The sequence below is a fragment of the Saccharothrix violaceirubra genome (assembly GCF_014203755.1).
GTDB lineage: Bacteria > Actinomycetota > Actinomycetes > Mycobacteriales > Pseudonocardiaceae > Actinosynnema > Actinosynnema violaceirubrum.
This window is the reverse complement of sequence record NZ_JACHJS010000001.1, coordinates 6,036,606-6,052,950: the sequence shown is the minus strand read 5'-3', so window position 1 is coordinate 6,052,950 and position 16,345 is coordinate 6,036,606. Positions and strand designations below refer to the sequence as shown.

Sequence of the window (16,345 nt, the reverse complement as noted above, 5' to 3'; positions counted from 1 at the left end):
ACAGCAAGCGCGGACGCCGCCTGCCCGGTGAGCAGTCGGTGCCCAGCTACACGCCGTCGATCGCCGCCCGCAGCATCGACGGCCATCTGCTGCGCACCGGCCAGGAGGTCTACGCCTGGTACCGGCTGGCGCCGCAGCGCTGGTCGTTCCGCTCGGACTCGCAGCGCCAGGACCTGATCGCGGCGATCGCGGGCCAGTACGCCGAACTCCAGGGCCGCTGGATGCACCTGCGCGTCACGACCCGGCCGTACCCGATCCGGATGTGGGCCGAGGCGCACGTGCACAACGCCGTGCGCCGGCTGCCCGACACCCACGGGACGCTGTCGTTCGACGACTACATGGTCGGCGAGCAGCAGCAGCTCATGGGCCGGTCGATGGCCGAGAAGGAGGTCTACCTCGGCGTCCAGGTGCAGACCCGCAACATGATGGACCGCGCGGTCGAACGCGCGGCCCCCGTGCTGCGCAAGGTCTTCCCGGACGCGGTGGACGCCGAACTCGTCGCCATCGAGTCCGAGGTCGACCACCTCGACCAGGTGATCGGCTCGGCCGGGCTCGAAGGCCGGCCCGCGACGGCCGAGGAGATGTCCTGGCTGATGCACCGGTCGTGCTCGCTGGGCCTGCCCGCGCCGCGCAACCTGCCCGCGGTGCCCGGGGCGCCGTGGGAGCCCGAGGACCTGGCGTCGTTCACCGACGCGGCCGACTTCCACCAGGAGCCGTACTCGCCGACCGTGACCGTGCGCGGCCGGACCGGCTCGAACGCGGGCGTCCGGCGGCACGTCGCCGTGCTGACCGTGGGTCTCATGCACGGCCTGCAGATCCCCGAGGTCGACGACCCGTGGGTGCAGCGCGCGGACCGGCTGCCGGCGGCCGTGGAGTGGTCGGCCCGGATCTACGTGCGCCGGCCCGAGGAGGTCTCGGGCGAACTCCAGCGCCAGATGAACAAGGTGCGCTCGCAGGTCCGCCACTACACCGACGAGCACGAACTCGAACCGCCGCAGTCGTTGGCCCGCCAGGCGGGCCGCGTGCTGGAGATCGACGACGAGATGACGTCGGGCTTCACCGCGTTGGGCACACGCGTGCGTTCCTGGTGGCGGTTGGCGGTTTCCGGGCCGACCGAACGCGAGGCGTTGCGGCTCGCGCAGGCGTTGCTGGACCTCTACAAGCCCAAGGTCGCCATCGAGCACCCCGAGGCGCAGTACGCGATCGCCCGCGAGTTCATCCCCGGCGAGGCCCTGTCGTCCTCGGCCTACCTGCGGCGCGGCTCCGTCCTGTGGGCGGCCTCCGCGGTACCCACCGCGACCGCCGAGGTGGGCGACCGCCGCGGCATCCTGCTCGGCGAGACCGTGACCGCGACCCGGCGCCCGGTGGCCTGGGACCCGTGGATGGCACAGGAACTCCGGGACGCCTCGGGCCTGACCGCGATGGTCGCGGGTCTGGGCGCGGGCAAGTCGTTCCTCGGCGGCGGCATCGTCTACAAGACGCTGCGGGCCGGCGCGCACTGGACGCTGCTCGACCCGTCCGGTCCGCTGGCCGCGCTGTGCGAACTGCCCGAGCTCAAGCCGTACGCGCGGCCGATCAACCTGCTCAACGCCCAGCCCGGCATCCTCAACCCGTACCGGGTCGTGGCCGAGCCGCAGTTGGAGCACTTCGTCGACGAGGAGGACGCGGAACGCGCCTGGCGCCGCGAGCGCGCACTGGCCGCCGCGACCCGCCGCCGCCTGGTGCTCGACGTGCTCACCGGTCTGCTGCCCTACGAGGTGGCCCGCCTGCCGCAGACCCGGATCGTGCTGCTGCGCGCGGTCCGCACGGTCGGCGGCCGGCCCGACGCCCACCCCGGCCAGGTGTTCGAGGCGCTGCGGCGGGACGCGTCCGAGCACCACGAGCACGCGGTCGTGGTGGCGGACTTCCTCGACGAGATGCGCGAGCGCATGTCGCTGCTCATCCCCGAAGAGGACGCCGACCCGTACAACGAGCAGCGCGACGACCGGCTGACCGTGCTGACCATGGCGGGCCTGAACCTGCCCAAGGACGGCGTGGGCCGCGAGCACTGGACCGACGCCGAGGCGTTGGGCGTGGAGATGCTTAACCTGGCCGCGTGGCTGACCCAGCGGTCGATCTACGAGCGGCCCAAGGACCTGCGCAAGGGCGTCTGGATCGACGAGGCGTTCTTCCTGTCCGAGGTGCCCACGGGTCGCGTGCTGATGAACCGGTTCGCCCGCGACTCCCGCAAGTGGAACGTCCGCGTCCTGCTGTCCTCGCAGATCCCGGCGGACTTCCTCAAGATCCAGGGCTTCGTTGCGCTGCTCGACTCGGTGTTCGTCGGCCGCCTCGACGACGACCAGGCGCAGGCGGACGCGTTGCGCCTGCTGAAAGTCCCGGTCGGCGCGGGCTACGAGCAGGTGGTCGCCTCGCTGGGCCGGCGGCCCGGCGGCGTGCGCACCAACGTCGAACGCGACCGGGCACCGCGCCAGTTCATCTTCGGCGACGGCGCGGGCGGCGTGGAGCGCATCCGCATCGACTTCTCCGGGCCGCACCTGGAACACCTGCGCAACGCGCTGGACACGACACCGGACGCGCTGCGCGAGAGCGGCGCGCAGACCGAGGTCGAGGTCAGCTCGCCACCGCAGGACCCGTTCGCGTACGCGGAGGACTACGCCGACGACATCGACGACGAGTTGGCCGCCGACCTCGAGGTCGGCCTGACCGACGAACTCGTCGACTCGGCGCACGGCGAGGGAGGAAACCGCCGCAACGGCCGGGAAGGTGCGGCATGACGCTGTTGTCGATCGCGGCCGTCGTGGTCGCGCTGGTGTGGCTGCGTCGCCGTTTCCCGGCCCGTAAGGGGGTACGCCGCTGGCCCGCGTTGGCGGGCGTGGTGTCGATCCTGGCGTTGCAGGCCGTGCTCGGCGCACCGGCGGCGAACGCGGTCGGCTGCGGGGACGCGCCCAACCCGGAGCGCCCGGGTTCGGGCATGGTCGGCGCGATCGACCCGTCGATCGGCAACGGTGTCAAGGACAGCCCGTACCTGGTCTACGGGTACGCGGGCATGGTCTGGCACGCCTACCAGCCGGACTGCCTCAAACTGCCGGACACCGCCGCGGTGATCGACACGTGGATGGGCAACGAGCTGTTCAACGTCGGCAAGAACATCGTCGGCGCCACGAACGCGTTGCACTACACGGTCGTCGGCCAGGGTCTGCTCCAGCCGCTGGACGACGCGGTGAAGGCCGGGGTGCAGAAGGTCTACGACAACGTCTACCTGCGCTGGTTCGGCCTGGTCGCGCTGGTCCTGGCGATGCTGATGTTCCGCCAGATCTGGAGCGGCGACCTGGCCGCGATCAGCAAACGCGGCATGTGGGCGTTGGCCGCGATGTGGCTGGCGACCTCGACGTTGGCGCTGCCCCAGTTCTACAACCTGCTCGACTCGACGCTGGTGACCCGCACCTCCGAGATCCAGGCCGGGTTCATCGACGTCGAGGAGGGCAAGGACAAGCTCGACATCCTGCCGTCCCGGCTGCACGACTCCGTGGTCTACCAGAGCTGGCTGCGCGGCGTGTTCGGCTCACCCGAGGCACCGCAGGCCGCCCAGTTCGGGTCCCGCCTGCTCGCCGACCAGGCGTGGTCGGTGCAGGAACTGGCCGACCACAAGGACGGCGACCAGGCCGCGATGGAGGCCAAGAAGAACGACTACAAGGCGCTGGAGAAGGAACTCGGTTCGGCCCGGGGTGCCTTCACCGGTGCCGACGGCGGCCGGACGGGCGCCGGGTTCCTGGCGTTGTTGCAGGCCGTGGCGTTCTCGCTGTTCCAGCTCTTCGCCAAGGCGGCCGTGCTGCTGGCCCAGTTGCTGCTGCGCGTCCTCACGCTCGCCGGCCCGCTCATCGGCCTGGTCGCGCTGATCCACCACGACCTGCTGCGCAAGGTCGGCCGGGCGGCGGCCGTGACCGTGTTCAACGTCCTGGTCCTGGCCGTGCTCGCGGGCACGCACGCGTTGCTGCTCCAGGCGATCTTCAACGCCACGGGCCTGTCGCTGCTGACCCGCACGCTGCTCGCGCTCATGCTCACCGTGGTCTGCTTCATGATCGGCAAGCCGCTGCGGCGGATGTGGCAGATGGTCGAGATGTCGGTCGGCGGCGCCAGCAGCGCCCTGCCGATGCGCGGCGGCCTGCTGTCCCGGTTGCGGCGCAAGAAGGACGCCGGGCCCACGCCCCAGGACGAGTTCTGGGACCAGGTCCGCGACACCGACCCCGATTCGCCCGAGGCGCCGCGTCGGGATGGCCGGGTGCGCCCGGAGGCGTCCGGGCCGGTGTCCTCGGGACCGGTCGTCGCCACGGCCCAGCGCCTCGACCGGCGGCCCCCTGCCGTGCGCGGCGAACTCGACGGCCGGCCACGCCAGGCCGCGCTGCCCTCGGGCGGCGGCCAGGCTGCCCTGCCCGCCGCGACCCGGTCGCGCGTGGTGGACACGCCGCCCGTGGTCGACCGGGGCTGGGACCGCCAGGACGACGCCGTGCTCGTGCCGAGCCGGGTGTCGAACGGCCACCAGCGGCTCGCCGCGGACGGCCCGGTCCTGCCCGGACCCCGGCGCGCGGAGACGGAGGTCGTCGCGGGCCGCCAGGTGCACGTGATCTACCGACCGTCGCGCGGGCTCGAAGTCAGGGACAGCTGATGCCGATCAGGACCAACCGCGGCCGGGCCGCGGTCTACCGCCGACTGTGGGGCTGGCCGCTGCGCTCGCCCCGCCACCTCGCGGTGACGATCATCGGGTTCGCCGTGCTGATCGCGGTCGTGAGCGTCGTCGTGCCCAACGCGATCGAGTCGAAGACGACCGCGGCCGGCACGACGTCCGCGCCGCCGACGACGGGCGCCGGCCAGGTCGGCGTGCTGCCCGCGAGCGGCGCGACCACGACCCCGCCGCCGACCAAGGCCGCGAGTCCGACGTCCGCGCCGCCGACCGCGGCGGTCGCGCCCGAGGCCCAGATCGTGGCCGAGAACTGGGCCGAGGCGTTCGTGTCGTTCAAGCCGGGCACGACCAAGGAGGCGTGGTTGAAGGGGCTGGAGAGCTACACCTCGACCGAGTTCTTCCCCCAGTTGGCCTCCATCGACCCGGCGAACGCACCGACCGTGATCAAAGGTGTGGTCAAGTCGACGAAGTCGTTCACCGATTCGGTGGAGTTCGAAGTCCCGCTGGAGAGCGGCAAGCTTCTGCTGACCGTGGTGAAGCGCCCCGAGGGTTGGCGCGTGCACAGGTACGACAAGGTGGGCTGAGATGCTGAAGATCGTCCTGGCGGTGACCGCGGTCGTCGTGGTGATCGCCGTCGCGGTCGTGAACGGAGTCCAGACCGCCGTCAGCGGGTCGACACCGGTCGAGGGCATGAACATCCGCAGCGTCGGCTGCAACGCGTCCATCGGCCCCTGGGAAGGCGGCGGCGAGGAACGCGGGCGCGGCGACGCGAGTCGGCTGTCCGGCGAGCAGCGCAAGACCGTCGGCATGATCATCTCGATCGGCCAGGAGCTGAAGCTGCCCCCGCTGGCGTGGCAGATCGCCATCCAGGCGGGCATGACCGAGTCCGGGCTGCGCAGCCTCGACTACGGCGACCGCGACTCGCTGGGCATCTTCCAGATGCGCCCGTCGATGGGCTGGGGCACGCCCCAGCAGGTCACCGATCCCGACTACGCGATCCGCAAGTTCTACGCCGTGCTGCTGAACGTGCCGGGCTGGGAGGACCAGCGGCCCGGCGACTCGGCGCAGGACGTGGAGCGCTCGGCCTACCCCGACCGCTACCACCGGTGGGAGGCCATGGCCGCGTTCATGATCGGCGAACTCGGCGACGTGCCCGACCCGGCGGGCTGCGGCGCGTCGGCCGGGAACTTCCTGGTCGCCTCGGGCGCGGCGTCGACCGCGATCGAGTTCACCCGGCAGCAGCTGGGCGAGCCGTACCTGTGGGGCGGCAACGGGCCGGACGCGTGGGACTGCTCGGGCATCCTGGTCAAGGCGTTCGGCGCGGCGGGCGTGAAGATCCCGCGCGTGGCCAACGACCAGTACATGTCCGGCGGCGCCCACCTGCCGGTGCGCGAGGCCAAGGCCGGCGACCTGATCTTCTGGGCGACCAACCCGGCCAACCCGGTCACCGTGCACCACGTGGGCATGTACCTGGGCAACGACCAGTACATCCACGCGCCCCAGACCGGTGACGTCGTGAAGATCAGCAAGATCAACTGGGACTATTACGAGCTGATGCCGCTGGCCGTCCGGCCGGGCGTGTGAGGAGGCGGGCATGTACACCCCAGACCCGGTCCAGCGGCCCGTCGGCCCGCCCGCGTCCGGGACACCGGCCCGCGACTACCTGAACACGCGCCCGCCGGGCGTGGACCAGACCTACGCCGTGCTGCCGCGCAACCTGGTCGAGTCCATGCCCCTGGCGTGGCAGCAGCAGATGACGCACCTGCTGGCCGAGTTCCACCGGACCTACGCGCACCTGGGCTGGCCGGTGTACCGGGTCGTGCCGTCCCGGGTGGAGCGCCTGGTCGACCTGGACGAGGACCAGCTCGCCGAGGTCGGCGTGATCATGGAGATCGACGGCGACGGCGACCTGGTCTACCGCGACCGCGCGGGCAAGCGCATCGAGAACCCCGACGGGCAGACCGCGCTGGTGTCGGTGCTCGACCCGATCCCGGCCGCCTACGCCAACGCCACGCAGCGCACGCCGCCCAACGGGTTCCCGCAGCCCCAGTTCCCGCCGTCCGGCCCGTTACAGGTCCAGGCCCCGCCGTCCTGGCCCGCATGACATGCGCGTTCGCGCATGGAAGTCTGGTCCCATGTCGGACGAGAACGCTTGGTACTACTGCCTGACGCACGGCAAGGCGGAACGCGGTGTCGGGTGCCGGGGCGGCGACCGCATGGGCCCGTACCCGGACGAGGCCACCGCGCGCGACGCGCTCGAACTGGCGCGGCGGCGCACCGAATCCGAGGACAAGCGCGACAAGGAGTGGAACCGCGGCACCTGAGCCGGGTTAGGGTGCGGGACGTGGCCTCCATGGTGATCCGCACGGGTGCGACCGACCTGGACTTCACCGGCATCCGTACCGGGTTCGGGCTGCCGACGGGATTCCCGGAGGCGGTGCGCGACGAGGCCGAACAGGCCCGGCACACCGCCCCCGGGCCCCGGCACGACGCCACCGACCTGGAGCTGGTCACCATCGACCCGCCCGGTTCGCGCGACCTCGACCAGGCCGTGTGCCTGGAACGCACGCCGTCCGGCTTCCGCGTGCACTACGCGATCGCCGACCTCGGCCTGTTCGTCCGCCCGGAAGGCGCGCTGGACCAGGAGGTCCGCCGCCGGGGCCAGACCCACTACCTGCCCGACGGCAACGTGCCGCTGCACCCGGAGGTCCTCAGCGAGGGCGCGGCGAGCCTGCTGCCCGGCCGGACCCGGCCCGCCGTGCTGTGGACGTTCGACTGCGACACCGACGGCGAACCCCGGAGCACCGTGGTGCGCCGCGCGATCGTGCGTTCACGGGAGCAGTTCGACTACGCGCAGGTCGCGCGCGGACCCGTGCACCCGTCGCTGGCCGCGCTGGAGGCGTTCGGTCGACTGCGGCGGGAACGCGCGCTGGAACGCGGCGCGGTCGAACTCCAGTTGCCCGAGCAGGAGATCGCGCCGAACGGCGCCGGCGACTGGAAGCTGGTCGTACGCCCGCGCGTCGAGGTCGAGGCCTGGAACGCGGAGATCTCGCTGCTGACCGGGATGGCCGCCGCCCGGATCATGCTCGACGCCCGGATCGGCGTCCTGCGCACGCTGCCCGACGCCGAACCGACCGCCGTCGAGACCCTGAAGCGCGACGCGGCGGCGCTGCGCATCCCGTGGCCCGACGGCGCCTCGCCCGCCCGCTTCCTCGCCGGACTCGACCCGGCCCGGCCCGAGTCGCTCGCGCTGTTCACCGACGCGACCCGGCTGCTGCGCGGCGCCGGGTACACCGCGTTCGACGGCGACCTGCCGCCGGTGACCACGCACGCCGGGGTGGCCGCGCCGTACGCGCACGTCACGGCTCCCTTGCGGCGCTTGGTGGACCGGTTCGCCACGGAGGTGTGCCTGGCCGTGACCGCGGGGGAGGAGGTGCCGGCCTGGCTGCGCCGGGCGTTGCCGCTGCTGCCCGGTCTCATGGGCGCCTCGGACTCGGTGGCCGCCAAGGTCGACCGGGCGTGCGTGGACCAGGTCGAGGCGTGGGTGCTGGCCGACCGGATCGGGCAGGAGTTCGACGCGGTCGTGCTGCGCGCGGAGAAGAACGGCGCGGACGTGTTCGTCGCCGACCCGCCGGTCGTCGGCCGGTGCGTCGGCCGCGACCTGCCCGAGGGCGGCCGGGTGCGGGTGCGGCTCACGGTCGCCGACCCGGTCCGCCGCAAGATCGGGTTCGAGGCGTGATCCCCGTCGACGACCTCGACGCGCCCGTCGTGCTGCCGACGCGGCCGACCCGCGTGGTCAGCCTGGTCCCGTCCCTCACCGAGGCCGTCGCCGGGCACGGCCTGGTCGGCGCCACCGACTACTGCACGCACCCCGCCGACCTCGACGTCGTCCGCGTCGGCGGCTCGAAGTACCCGAAGGTGGACCGGGTCCGGGCGCTGCGCCCCGACCTGGTGATCGCCAACAGCGAGGAGAACCGGCCCGAGGACGTGGCCGCCCTGCGTGCCGACGGCATCCCGGTGTGGGTGACCGCGGCGCCCGCCACCGTGCCCGCCGCGCTCGCGTCTTTGCGCCGCCTGTTCGGCACGGTGTGGGACGAGGAACCGGCGTGGCTGACCGCCGCCGAGGACCTGTGGCGCGACGTCCCGCCGCCGCGTGCCACCGCGATCGTGCCGGTGTGGCGCAAACCGTGGGTGGTGCTGGGCCGGGACACGTTCGCGGGCGACGTGCTGCGCCGACTGGGGGTGGTCAACGCGTTCGCCGGCCACCCCGATCGCTACCCCCGGCCGGACCGGGACGAACTCGCCGCCGTCGAGGCCGACCTGGTCGTCCTGCCCGACGAGCCGTACGTGTTCACGCCCGAGGACGGACCGCGGTTCTTCCCGCGACAGCGGCCCGTCCACGTGAACGGGCGGCACCTCACCTGGTACGGCCCGGCACTGGTCGAAGCCCGGGACAGCCTGGGCTCGGCCTTGGCCGGGACGGGCGACGCGTAGGCCGGTCGTCGGGTGATGCGCCCGGCGGGCCGCGGAATCGGTCCACGGGACCCTGATCGGCGATGATCGGCAGGCCGGGCGGGCTCGTGGTCGCGTCTCGGGTCACGTCGGCGGTCCGCCCGAGCGGGCTGCCGCTCGGGGTGGTCGCGTCGGAGCGGTGGGAGGGTGTCCGGATCACGGATCCCGAACACCCTTCGTCCGGCTACCGCCGCATCACCCGGCTAGTGGAACGTGTGCTCGGGACCCGGGAACGCGTGCCCCCGCACCTCGGCGGCGAACTCGCGCGCCGCCGCGGACATGACGCCCGCGAGGTCCGCGTACCGCTTGACGAACCGCGGCCCCTTGCCCCGGTTCAACCCCATCATGTCCTGCCACACCAGCACCTGGGCGTCGGTGTCCGGGCCCGCGCCGATGCCGACCGTGGGGATCTCCAGGTCGTGCGTGATCCGCTTGGCGACCTCGGCGGTCACCATCTCCAGCACCACGGCGAACGCGCCGGCCTCCTGCACCGCGAGCGCGTCCGCGACCACGTCGTCGAACGCCGCGTCGCGGCCCTGCACCCGGTAACCGCCGAGCTGGTGCTCGCTCTGCGGCGTGAACCCGATGTGCGCCATGACCGGGATGCCCGCCGCCACGATCGCCCGGATGTGCGGCGCGAAGTGGCGCCCGCCCTCCAGCTTGACCGCGTGCGCCTGGCCTTCCTTCATGAACCGGACGGCCGTGGCGACCGCCTGCTCCACCGAGACCTGGTACGACCCGAACGGCAGGTCCGCGACGACCAGGGCGTGCTTCGTCGCCCGCGTCACGGCCCGGACCAGCGGGATCAGCTCGTCCACGGTCACCGGCAGGGAGGTCTCGTTGCCGTAGACGTTGTTCGACGCCGAGTCGCCGACCAGCAGGACCGGGATGCCCGCCTCGTCGAAGAGCGCGGCGGTGTACATGTCGTAGGAGGTGAGCATGGGCCACGGCTCACCGCGTTGCTTCAGCTCGCGCAGGTGGTGCACGCGGACCCGCTTGAGCGGGCGATCCGCGCCGCCGCCGTAGGGCGCAGCCACCTCGGCTGATGAGGTCATCGTCGACCGTCCCTCCTCGAAGCCCGCGCCGTCGCGGGTCTCCGGGCTGTGTTGCACGGTTACCCGTCCAGCGTGACACCGATGCCGTCGACCCGCGTCGGGGTTGCGAGTCACTTCACAGGGAACGCGACACCGCTGAAGCCACGGCATCGGGCCGGTCGACCGGCATCAGGTGGCGGCTGCCGGGCACGGCGACCGCCTCGCCCCACGGCACCAGGCCCGCGAGCAGCCGGTGCGCCGTCGGTACGCGTCCCGCGCTCAACACCGTGAACGGCACCTCGGGCAACGGCCGAGCCGGGCGCAGCCGGTCGACCGACGCCACCTGGTCGGGGTAGGAGGCCAGTTCGTCCAGCACGGCCCCGGCGAGCGTCGGCCGCCCGTAGACCTCCCGGACCAGCTCCGCGGGCGCCGGGTCGCGCCGGCCCAGCGTCGAGGACGCCACCGCCCGGCGGCGCAACCGGACGCCGTGGCGGGCGATGAACCGCTGCGCGCCCAGCCGCAGCAGCCACCGGGCCACGACCGCCGACACGTCGAACGGCCGACCCGCGCCCGGCACCTCGGGGTCGGGCTCGACCAGCACGAGCCCGCGCACCCGGTCCGGGCGCAGCCGGGTCCACGCCTCGACGTGCAGCGTCGCCATCGAGTGGCCGACGAGCACCGCCTCGGGCACGTCCGCGAGCACCGCGTCCAGCACGGCCACCTCGCGCTCCAGCGAGGCGGGCGCGAGCGCCGGTCCGCTGCCGCCGGTGCCCGGCCGGTCGAACACCAGCACGCGTGCGTGCGGCGCGAGCAGCGCGGCCGTGGCGTCCCAGTCGAACCACGCGCCGCCCAGGCCCGAGCTGAGGACCACGACCGGACCGTCCGCCCGGCCCGTCGCCCGGACGTGCACCCGGCCGGCCGGTGAGGAGATCATGGTGGTCACGTCGGGCCCTTCCGGCGACGGTCTTGGGTGGGAGTGTGTTCGTGGCGGTCGCCGGGTGGAAGTGGCGGGTGGCGGGTGCCGCCGCCACCGTGGTGCAGCTCGCGGCCCTGGCGTCGTTGGTGCTGCTGGTGTCCGACGAGGGTCCGCTGTCGGACGCCATCTTCCTCGGCGGCTTCGTGCTGGGCCTGCCGGTGGACGCGAACCTGTTCATCGTGCTGGTGCTGCTCGTGCTCGGCGCCGCGTTGCGCCGCCGCAAGCGGGCCGCGTTCCTGACGCTGCTGCTGTTCGAGTCGTTGGGCCTTGGCCTGGTGCTCCTGCTCGGCGCGCTGTTGGTGGTCGCCCCTGCGGAGACGCTGGCCGACCCGGCCGACCCGGTGTTCGGCGAGGCCGTCGTGGCGGAGATCGCGGGCCTGGTCTGCCTGTCGTCGTTCATCGTGGTGCTGTGGCTGTCCCGGGACGCGTTCCCGGCCAAGCTCGCGCCCGGCGCGTGGCGGCGGGCGCTGGCCGTGTTCGTGCTGGGCCTGCTCGCGTGGATCCCGGCGGGCTGGGGTCTGACCTGCGTCTTCCCGGGCACGCTCCAGGGCACGGGCGAGAAGTTCGTGTGGGCGGCCAACCAGGTCGTCGGCGAGGTGCTGCCGCTGGAACGCGCCGGTGTGGGCACCGGCCCGCAGTGGCTGAGCGTGGTGCTCGGGTTGGCGGGCACGGTCGTGGCCATCGTCGCGCTCTACGTCTTCTTCCGGGGCGAGCGGTCGAGCCTGCTCGTCGACGACGAGCAGGAGCTGGCCGTGCGCCGCCTGCTCGCCGAGCACGGCGAGCAGGACTCGCTGGGCTACTTCGGCACGCGGCGCGACAAGAGCGTGGTGTTCGCGCCCAACGGACGTGCGGCGCTCACCTACCGGGTGTTCGCGGGCACGGCCCTGGCCGGCGGCGACCCGATCGGCGACGAGGACGCGTGGCCGCACGCCGTCGAGGCGTGGCTGGCCGAGACGCGCCGTTACGGGTGGCTGCCCGCCGTGCTCGGCGCCGGGGAGCGCGGCGCGCGGGTCTACACCAGGGCGGGCTTGAAAGCGCTGGAGATCGGCGACGAGGCCGTGCTGGACGTGCGCGGGTTCAGCCTGTCCGGCCCGCAGCACCGGTCGGTCCGCCAGGCGGTGAGCCGGGTGGAGCGCGCCGGGTACACCGTGCGCGTCCGGCGGCACGCCGAGATCCCGCCCGACGGGATGGCCGCGATCCTGGAGCTGGCCCGGCGGTGGCGCGGCACGGAGACCGAACGCGGCTTCTCCATGGCGTTGGGGCGGCTGGGCGACCCGAGCGACGGCCGGTGCGTGATGGTCGAGGCCTACGACGCCGGCGGCGAGCTGCGCGGCCTGCTGTCGTTCGTGCCGTGGGGACGCCGGGGCGTGTCGCTGGACCTGATGCGCCGCGACCGCACGGCCGAGAACGGCCTCAACGAGTTCATGGTCAACGGACTGGTCGCGGCGTCCGGGCGGCTGGGCGTGCAGCGGATCTCGCTCAACTTCGCCATGTTCCGCGCGGTGTTCGAGGAGGGCGACCGGATCGGCGCCGGACCCGTGCTGCGCGCGTGGCGGCGCGTGCTGGGCGTGGCGTCCCGGTTCTTCCAGCTGGAGTCGCTGTACCGGTCCAACGCCAAGTACGACCCGCACTGGCAGCCGCGCTACCTGTGCTTCGGCCGGACGCGCAACCTCGTCCGGACCGGGATCGCGGCGGGTGTCGCCGAGGGGTTCGTGCCGAGCCTGCGGTCGTTGCTCAAGCGCGGTTCGGGCCGGGCGTTGCGCTACGAGCGCGCGGGCGCGGACTTCGTCGCCGCGGTGGCCGCGATCGACGCGGCGAAGGTCGAGGCCAAGCCGGTGCGCCGGCCCGAGCAGGTGCGGGTGCGGCTGGCCAAGCTCGACCGGCTGCGGGCGGCCGGGGTCGACCCGTACCCGGTGGGCTTCCCGCGCGACGTCTCCCTCGCGCGGGCCCGCGAGCGGTTCGGCGACCACGTCCACGTCGCCGGCCGCGTCGTGGCGTCCCGTGAACTCGGCGGCCTGTGCTTCGCCCGCCTGCGCGACTCCACCGGCGAGATCCAGCTCATGCTCGACGCGGGCCGCCTGCCCGACCTGGCCCTGTGGAAGTACGGCGTCGACCTCGGCGACCACGTGGGCGCCTCGGGCGAGGTCGTGCGGTCGCGGCGCGGCGAGCTGTCCGTGCTGGTCGACGAGTGGACGGTGACCGCCAAGTGCCTGCACCCGCTGCCGGACGGGCACAAGGGCTTCGCCGACCCCGAGGCCCGCGTCCGCAAGCGCTACCTGGACCTGGTCGTGAACCGGGACTCGGCGCGGATGCTGCGGCTGCGCAGCGACGTGGTGCGCGCGATCCGGGACTTCCTGCACGACCGCGAGTACCTGGAGGTCGAGACGCCGATGCTCCAGGCCGTGCACGGCGGCGCGAACGCCCGTCCGTTCGTGACGCACATCAACGCCTACGACACGCGCATGTTCCTGCGCATCGCGCCCGAGCTGTACCTCAAACGGCTGTGCGTGGCGGGCGTCGACCGGGTCTTCGAGCTGAACCGCAACTTCCGCAACGAGGGCGCGGACGCCACGCACAACCCCGAGTTCACGATGCTGGAGGCGTACCAGGCGTACGCGGACTACCGGGTGATGCTGGACCTGATGCGCGAACTCGTGCAGCACGCCGCCGTCGCCGCGCACGGCCGCCAGGTGGCCGTGCGCGGCGACGGGGTCGAGGTCGACATCTCGGGGGACTGGCCGGTGGTCCCGGTGTACTCGGCCGTCTCCGGCGCGTTGGGCGTCGAGGTCACGCCGGACACCCCGGTCGACCGGCTGCGCGCCCTGCTCGCCGACCGGGGCGTCGCGGCCGACGAGGACGCCGACCACGGCGCGCTGGTGCAGGAGGCGTACGACGCGCTGGTGGAACCCGCGACCGTCGGACCGACCTTCTACACCGACTTCCCCACGTCCGTGTCGCCGCTGACCCGCCGGCACCGGGTCGACCCGCGCCTGGCCGAACGCTGGGACCTGGTCGCGTTCGGCGCGGAGATCGGCACCGCCTACTCCGAGCTGACCGACCCGGTCGAGCAGCGTGGCCGCCTCGAGGCCCAGTCGCTCAAGGCGGCCGGCGGCGACGTCGAGGCGATGGAACTCGACGAGGACTTCCTCCTCGCGTTGGAGCATGGCATGCCGCCCACCGGCGGCCTGGGCATGGGCGTGGACCGGGTGCTGATGATGTTGACCGGCACGTCGATCCGGCAGACCGTGCTGTTCCCGTTCGTGCGGCCGTCCTAGCCCCGTCCCGGGCTCAGACCTGGGCCGTGGGCAGCACGACCACCTGGCGCACGTTGAACTCCCGGCACCGGCTGGTCGTGTACGCGATCACGTCGGCGATCGCGACCGGCGACAGCGGCGGTGCCGCCTCGCGCCACGCGGCCAGGTCCGCCTTGATGCGCGGGTTGTCCATGTGGTCGCCGAGTTCGGTCTCGACCAGGCCGGGCTCGACGTTGGTCACGCGCACGCCGCGCGGCCCGAACTCGGTGCGCAGGTTGGCCGCCAGGTGCGTCACGGCGGCCTTGGTGGCGCAGTAGACCGCGTAGTCGGGCAGCACCAGGTAGGAGCCGATCGACGACACCGTGACGAGGTCGGACCGGCGGCCTTCGGCGCCGGCCGCGACCAGGTCGTCGGTGAACGCGCGGACCGTGGCCAGCAGGCCGAGCACGTTGGTGTCGAGCATCCGCCGCCACTGGTCGACGCGGCCGTCGGCGATCGGGTTGGGCAGCATCACGCCGGCGTTGGCCACCACGAGGTCCACGCGGCCGAACGCGTCGTGCACGCGGTCGACGGCGACGGCCAGGTCGTCGGTGACGTCGGCGGCCACGGCGACCGCCTGCCCGCCCTCGGCGGTGATCTCGTCGGCCAGCTCGGCGACCCGTTCGGCACGCCGGGCGAGCAGGGCGACCCGGGCTCCGGCGCGGGCCAGGGTGCGGGCGGTCTCGGCGCCGATGCCGCTGGAGGCACCGGTGACGACCGCGGTGCGGTCGGTGAGGTCGTAGGTCATGGGACAACCGTGCCGCCGGGACGGTCGCGGTCCCAGGCCCCGGTCTTCCTGTGCCTGGCCTACCTGTGTCCGACTTTCCTGTGTCCGATCTTCCCGGGCACGGCGGTTACCGGGGTCCCGCAGGACCAGGATCGGCGGTGCCGGCCGGGCCATACTGGCCCGGTGAACCACGATCTGGGCGAGTTCCTCCGCAGCAGGCGGGCCCGGGTGCGGCCGGACGACGTCGGTCTGCCGGGCGGTGGGCGGCGGCGCGTACCGGGGCTGCGCCGCGAGGAGTTGGCGTTGCTCGCGGGCGTGAGCGTGGACTACTACATGCGGTTGGAGCAGGGCCGCACGCCCGCGGTGTCGGACGCGGTGCTCGACGCGGTCTCCCGCGTGTTGCGGCTGGACGAGACCGAACGCGCGCACCTGCGCAACCTGGTCCGGCCCGCCCGGTCGCGGCGGTCCGCCCCGCGGCGCGTGCGGACCGGCGTGCTGCGCCTGCTGGAGTCGATGGCCGACGTGCCCGCGTTCGTGCTCGGCCGCCGCACCGAGGTGCTGGCGTGGAACTCGCTGGCGGGCGCGCTGTACGGGTTCGACGACGCCGCGCCGGAGATGCGCGACTCGGCGCGGCACACGTTCCTGGACCCCGACGCGCGGTCGTTCTACCGCGAGTGGGACACGGTCGCGGCCGACCAGGTCGCCTTCCTGCGGCTGGACGCGGGCCGCCACCCCGACGACCCGCTGCTGGCCGCGCTGGTGGGGGAGCTGTCGGTGAAGGACGCGACGTTCCGGGAGCTGTGGGCCAGGCACGCGGTGCTGGAGAAGACGCACGGCACCAAGCTGCTGCGCCACCCGGTCGTCGGCGACCTGGACCTGGACTACGAGACCTTCCGGCTGCCCGGCGAACCGGACCTGGCCCTCTGCGTCTACACGGCGCCGGTCGGCTCGCCGACACAGGAACGTCTCCGGTTGCTCGCGAGCTGGAGCGCACCGATCGGCGGCTGATCCGACGGACGGTGCGCCGCTGCTCCCGGGGCTGGAAAGCCGTTGAATCGGTCGTCTGAATATTGACGTCAAATCTTGACGGCAATATTTGTTTCACACGCAGCGTGGGAATGCCGT

General features: G+C 73.1%; 13 protein-coding genes. 10 read left to right on the top strand and 3 right to left on the bottom strand.

The genetic code is table 11. The features are described from left to right. Positions 1 to 20 precede the first annotated feature (20 nt). Genes F4559_RS27795 through F4559_RS27760 form a run of 8 tightly spaced genes read left to right on the top strand, consistent with a single transcriptional unit; the run spans position 21 to position 9,172 of the window. Complete coding sequence (locus tag F4559_RS27795) at positions 21 to 2,774, top strand: ATP-binding protein (RefSeq protein WP_246446488.1); 2,754 nt, start codon at positions 21 to 23, stop codon at positions 2,772 to 2,774. Continuing rightward, the gene (locus F4559_RS27790) at positions 2,771 to 4,663 is read left to right on the top strand and encodes a hypothetical protein (protein ID WP_184673642.1); all 1,893 of its coding nucleotides are present in this window, start codon (positions 2,771 to 2,773) and stop codon (positions 4,661 to 4,663) included. The genes F4559_RS27795 and F4559_RS27790 overlap by 4 nt, the downstream gene beginning before the upstream one ends. Then, positions 4,663 to 5,262, top strand: a complete 600-nt coding sequence (locus F4559_RS27785) for a RodZ family helix-turn-helix domain-containing protein (protein ID WP_184673640.1) — start codon at positions 4,663 to 4,665, stop codon at positions 5,260 to 5,262. The genes F4559_RS27790 and F4559_RS27785 overlap by 1 nt, the downstream gene beginning before the upstream one ends. Position 5,263: 1 nt before the next feature. Beyond that, the gene (locus F4559_RS27780) at positions 5,264 to 6,262 is read left to right on the top strand and encodes a C40 family peptidase (RefSeq protein WP_184673638.1); all 999 of its coding nucleotides are present in this window, start codon (positions 5,264 to 5,266) and stop codon (positions 6,260 to 6,262) included. Between the two features lie 10 nt (positions 6,263 to 6,272). After that, positions 6,273 to 6,782, top strand: a complete 510-nt coding sequence (locus F4559_RS27775) for a hypothetical protein (protein WP_184673636.1) — start codon at positions 6,273 to 6,275, stop codon at positions 6,780 to 6,782. A 31-nt stretch (positions 6,783 to 6,813) separates the two neighbouring features. Beyond that, the gene (locus F4559_RS27770) at positions 6,814 to 7,002 is read left to right on the top strand and encodes a hypothetical protein (protein ID WP_184673633.1); all 189 of its coding nucleotides are present in this window, start codon (positions 6,814 to 6,816) and stop codon (positions 7,000 to 7,002) included. Positions 7,003 to 7,031: 29 nt separating this feature from the next. After that, on the top strand, positions 7,032 to 8,417 hold the full coding sequence (locus F4559_RS27765) for an RNB domain-containing ribonuclease (protein WP_184676287.1): 1,386 nt from the start codon (positions 7,032 to 7,034) through the stop codon (positions 8,415 to 8,417). Continuing rightward, a complete protein-coding gene (locus F4559_RS27760) occupies positions 8,414 to 9,172 on the top strand; it encodes a helical backbone metal receptor (protein ID WP_184673631.1) in 759 nt (252 codons plus the stop codon). The genes F4559_RS27765 and F4559_RS27760 overlap by 4 nt, the downstream gene beginning before the upstream one ends. Before the next feature lie 221 nt (positions 9,173 to 9,393). Here the strand turns inward: F4559_RS27760 and panB are convergent, their stop codons facing one another. Both panB and F4559_RS27750 read right to left on the bottom strand, forming a co-directional pair. Beyond that, positions 9,394 to 10,245, bottom strand: coding sequence for a 3-methyl-2-oxobutanoate hydroxymethyltransferase (gene panB / locus F4559_RS27755; protein WP_184673629.1), 852 nt, complete (start codon positions 10,243 to 10,245; stop codon positions 9,394 to 9,396). A gap of 115 nt (positions 10,246 to 10,360) precedes the next feature. Continuing rightward, positions 10,361 to 11,158: an alpha/beta fold hydrolase gene (locus tag F4559_RS27750; protein WP_246446485.1), complete on the bottom strand. Its 798-nt coding sequence runs from the start codon at positions 11,156 to 11,158 to the stop codon at positions 10,361 to 10,363. Positions 11,159 to 11,202: 44 nt separating this feature from the next. Here F4559_RS27750 and lysX point away from each other — a divergent pair, with 44 nt between their 5' ends. Next, complete coding sequence (gene lysX / locus F4559_RS27745) at positions 11,203 to 14,475, top strand: bifunctional lysylphosphatidylglycerol synthetase/lysine--tRNA ligase LysX (protein ID WP_376774668.1); 3,273 nt, start codon at positions 11,203 to 11,205, stop codon at positions 14,473 to 14,475. 13 nt (positions 14,476 to 14,488) lie between these two features. Here lysX and F4559_RS27740 read toward each other — a convergent pair whose 3' ends face one another. Continuing rightward, a complete protein-coding gene (locus F4559_RS27740) occupies positions 14,489 to 15,241 on the bottom strand; it encodes an SDR family oxidoreductase (RefSeq protein ID WP_184673627.1) in 753 nt (250 codons plus the stop codon). A gap of 162 nt (positions 15,242 to 15,403) precedes the next feature. On the opposite strand from F4559_RS27740, the gene F4559_RS27735 reads away from it, so the two are divergent. Further along, on the top strand, positions 15,404 to 16,228 hold the full coding sequence (locus tag F4559_RS27735) for a helix-turn-helix transcriptional regulator (RefSeq protein WP_184673626.1): 825 nt from the start codon (positions 15,404 to 15,406) through the stop codon (positions 16,226 to 16,228). The last annotated feature ends 117 nt before the right edge of the window (positions 16,229 to 16,345 follow it).

Coding starts and splice junctions, on each gene's coding strand:
- F4559_RS27790 (WP_184673642.1), top strand. CDS start 2,771: ATGACGCTGTTGTCGATCGCGGCCGTCGTGGTCGCGCTGGTGTGGCTG.
- F4559_RS27785 (WP_184673640.1), top strand. CDS start 4,663: ATGCCGATCAGGACCAACCGCGGCCGGGCCGCGGTCTACCGCCGACTG.
- F4559_RS27780 (WP_184673638.1), top strand. CDS start 5,264: ATGCTGAAGATCGTCCTGGCGGTGACCGCGGTCGTCGTGGTGATCGCC.
- F4559_RS27775 (WP_184673636.1), top strand. CDS start 6,273: ATGTACACCCCAGACCCGGTCCAGCGGCCCGTCGGCCCGCCCGCGTCC.
- F4559_RS27770 (WP_184673633.1), top strand. CDS start 6,814: ATGTCGGACGAGAACGCTTGGTACTACTGCCTGACGCACGGCAAGGCG.
- F4559_RS27765 (WP_184676287.1), top strand. CDS start 7,032: ATGGTGATCCGCACGGGTGCGACCGACCTGGACTTCACCGGCATCCGT.
- panB (WP_184673629.1), bottom strand. CDS start 10,245: ATGACCTCATCAGCCGAGGTGGCTGCGCCCTACGGCGGCGGCGCGGAT.
- F4559_RS27750 (WP_246446485.1), bottom strand. CDS start 11,158: ATGATCTCCTCACCGGCCGGCCGGGTGCACGTCCGGGCGACGGGCCGG.
- F4559_RS27740 (WP_184673627.1), bottom strand. CDS start 15,241: ATGACCTACGACCTCACCGACCGCACCGCGGTCGTCACCGGTGCCTCC.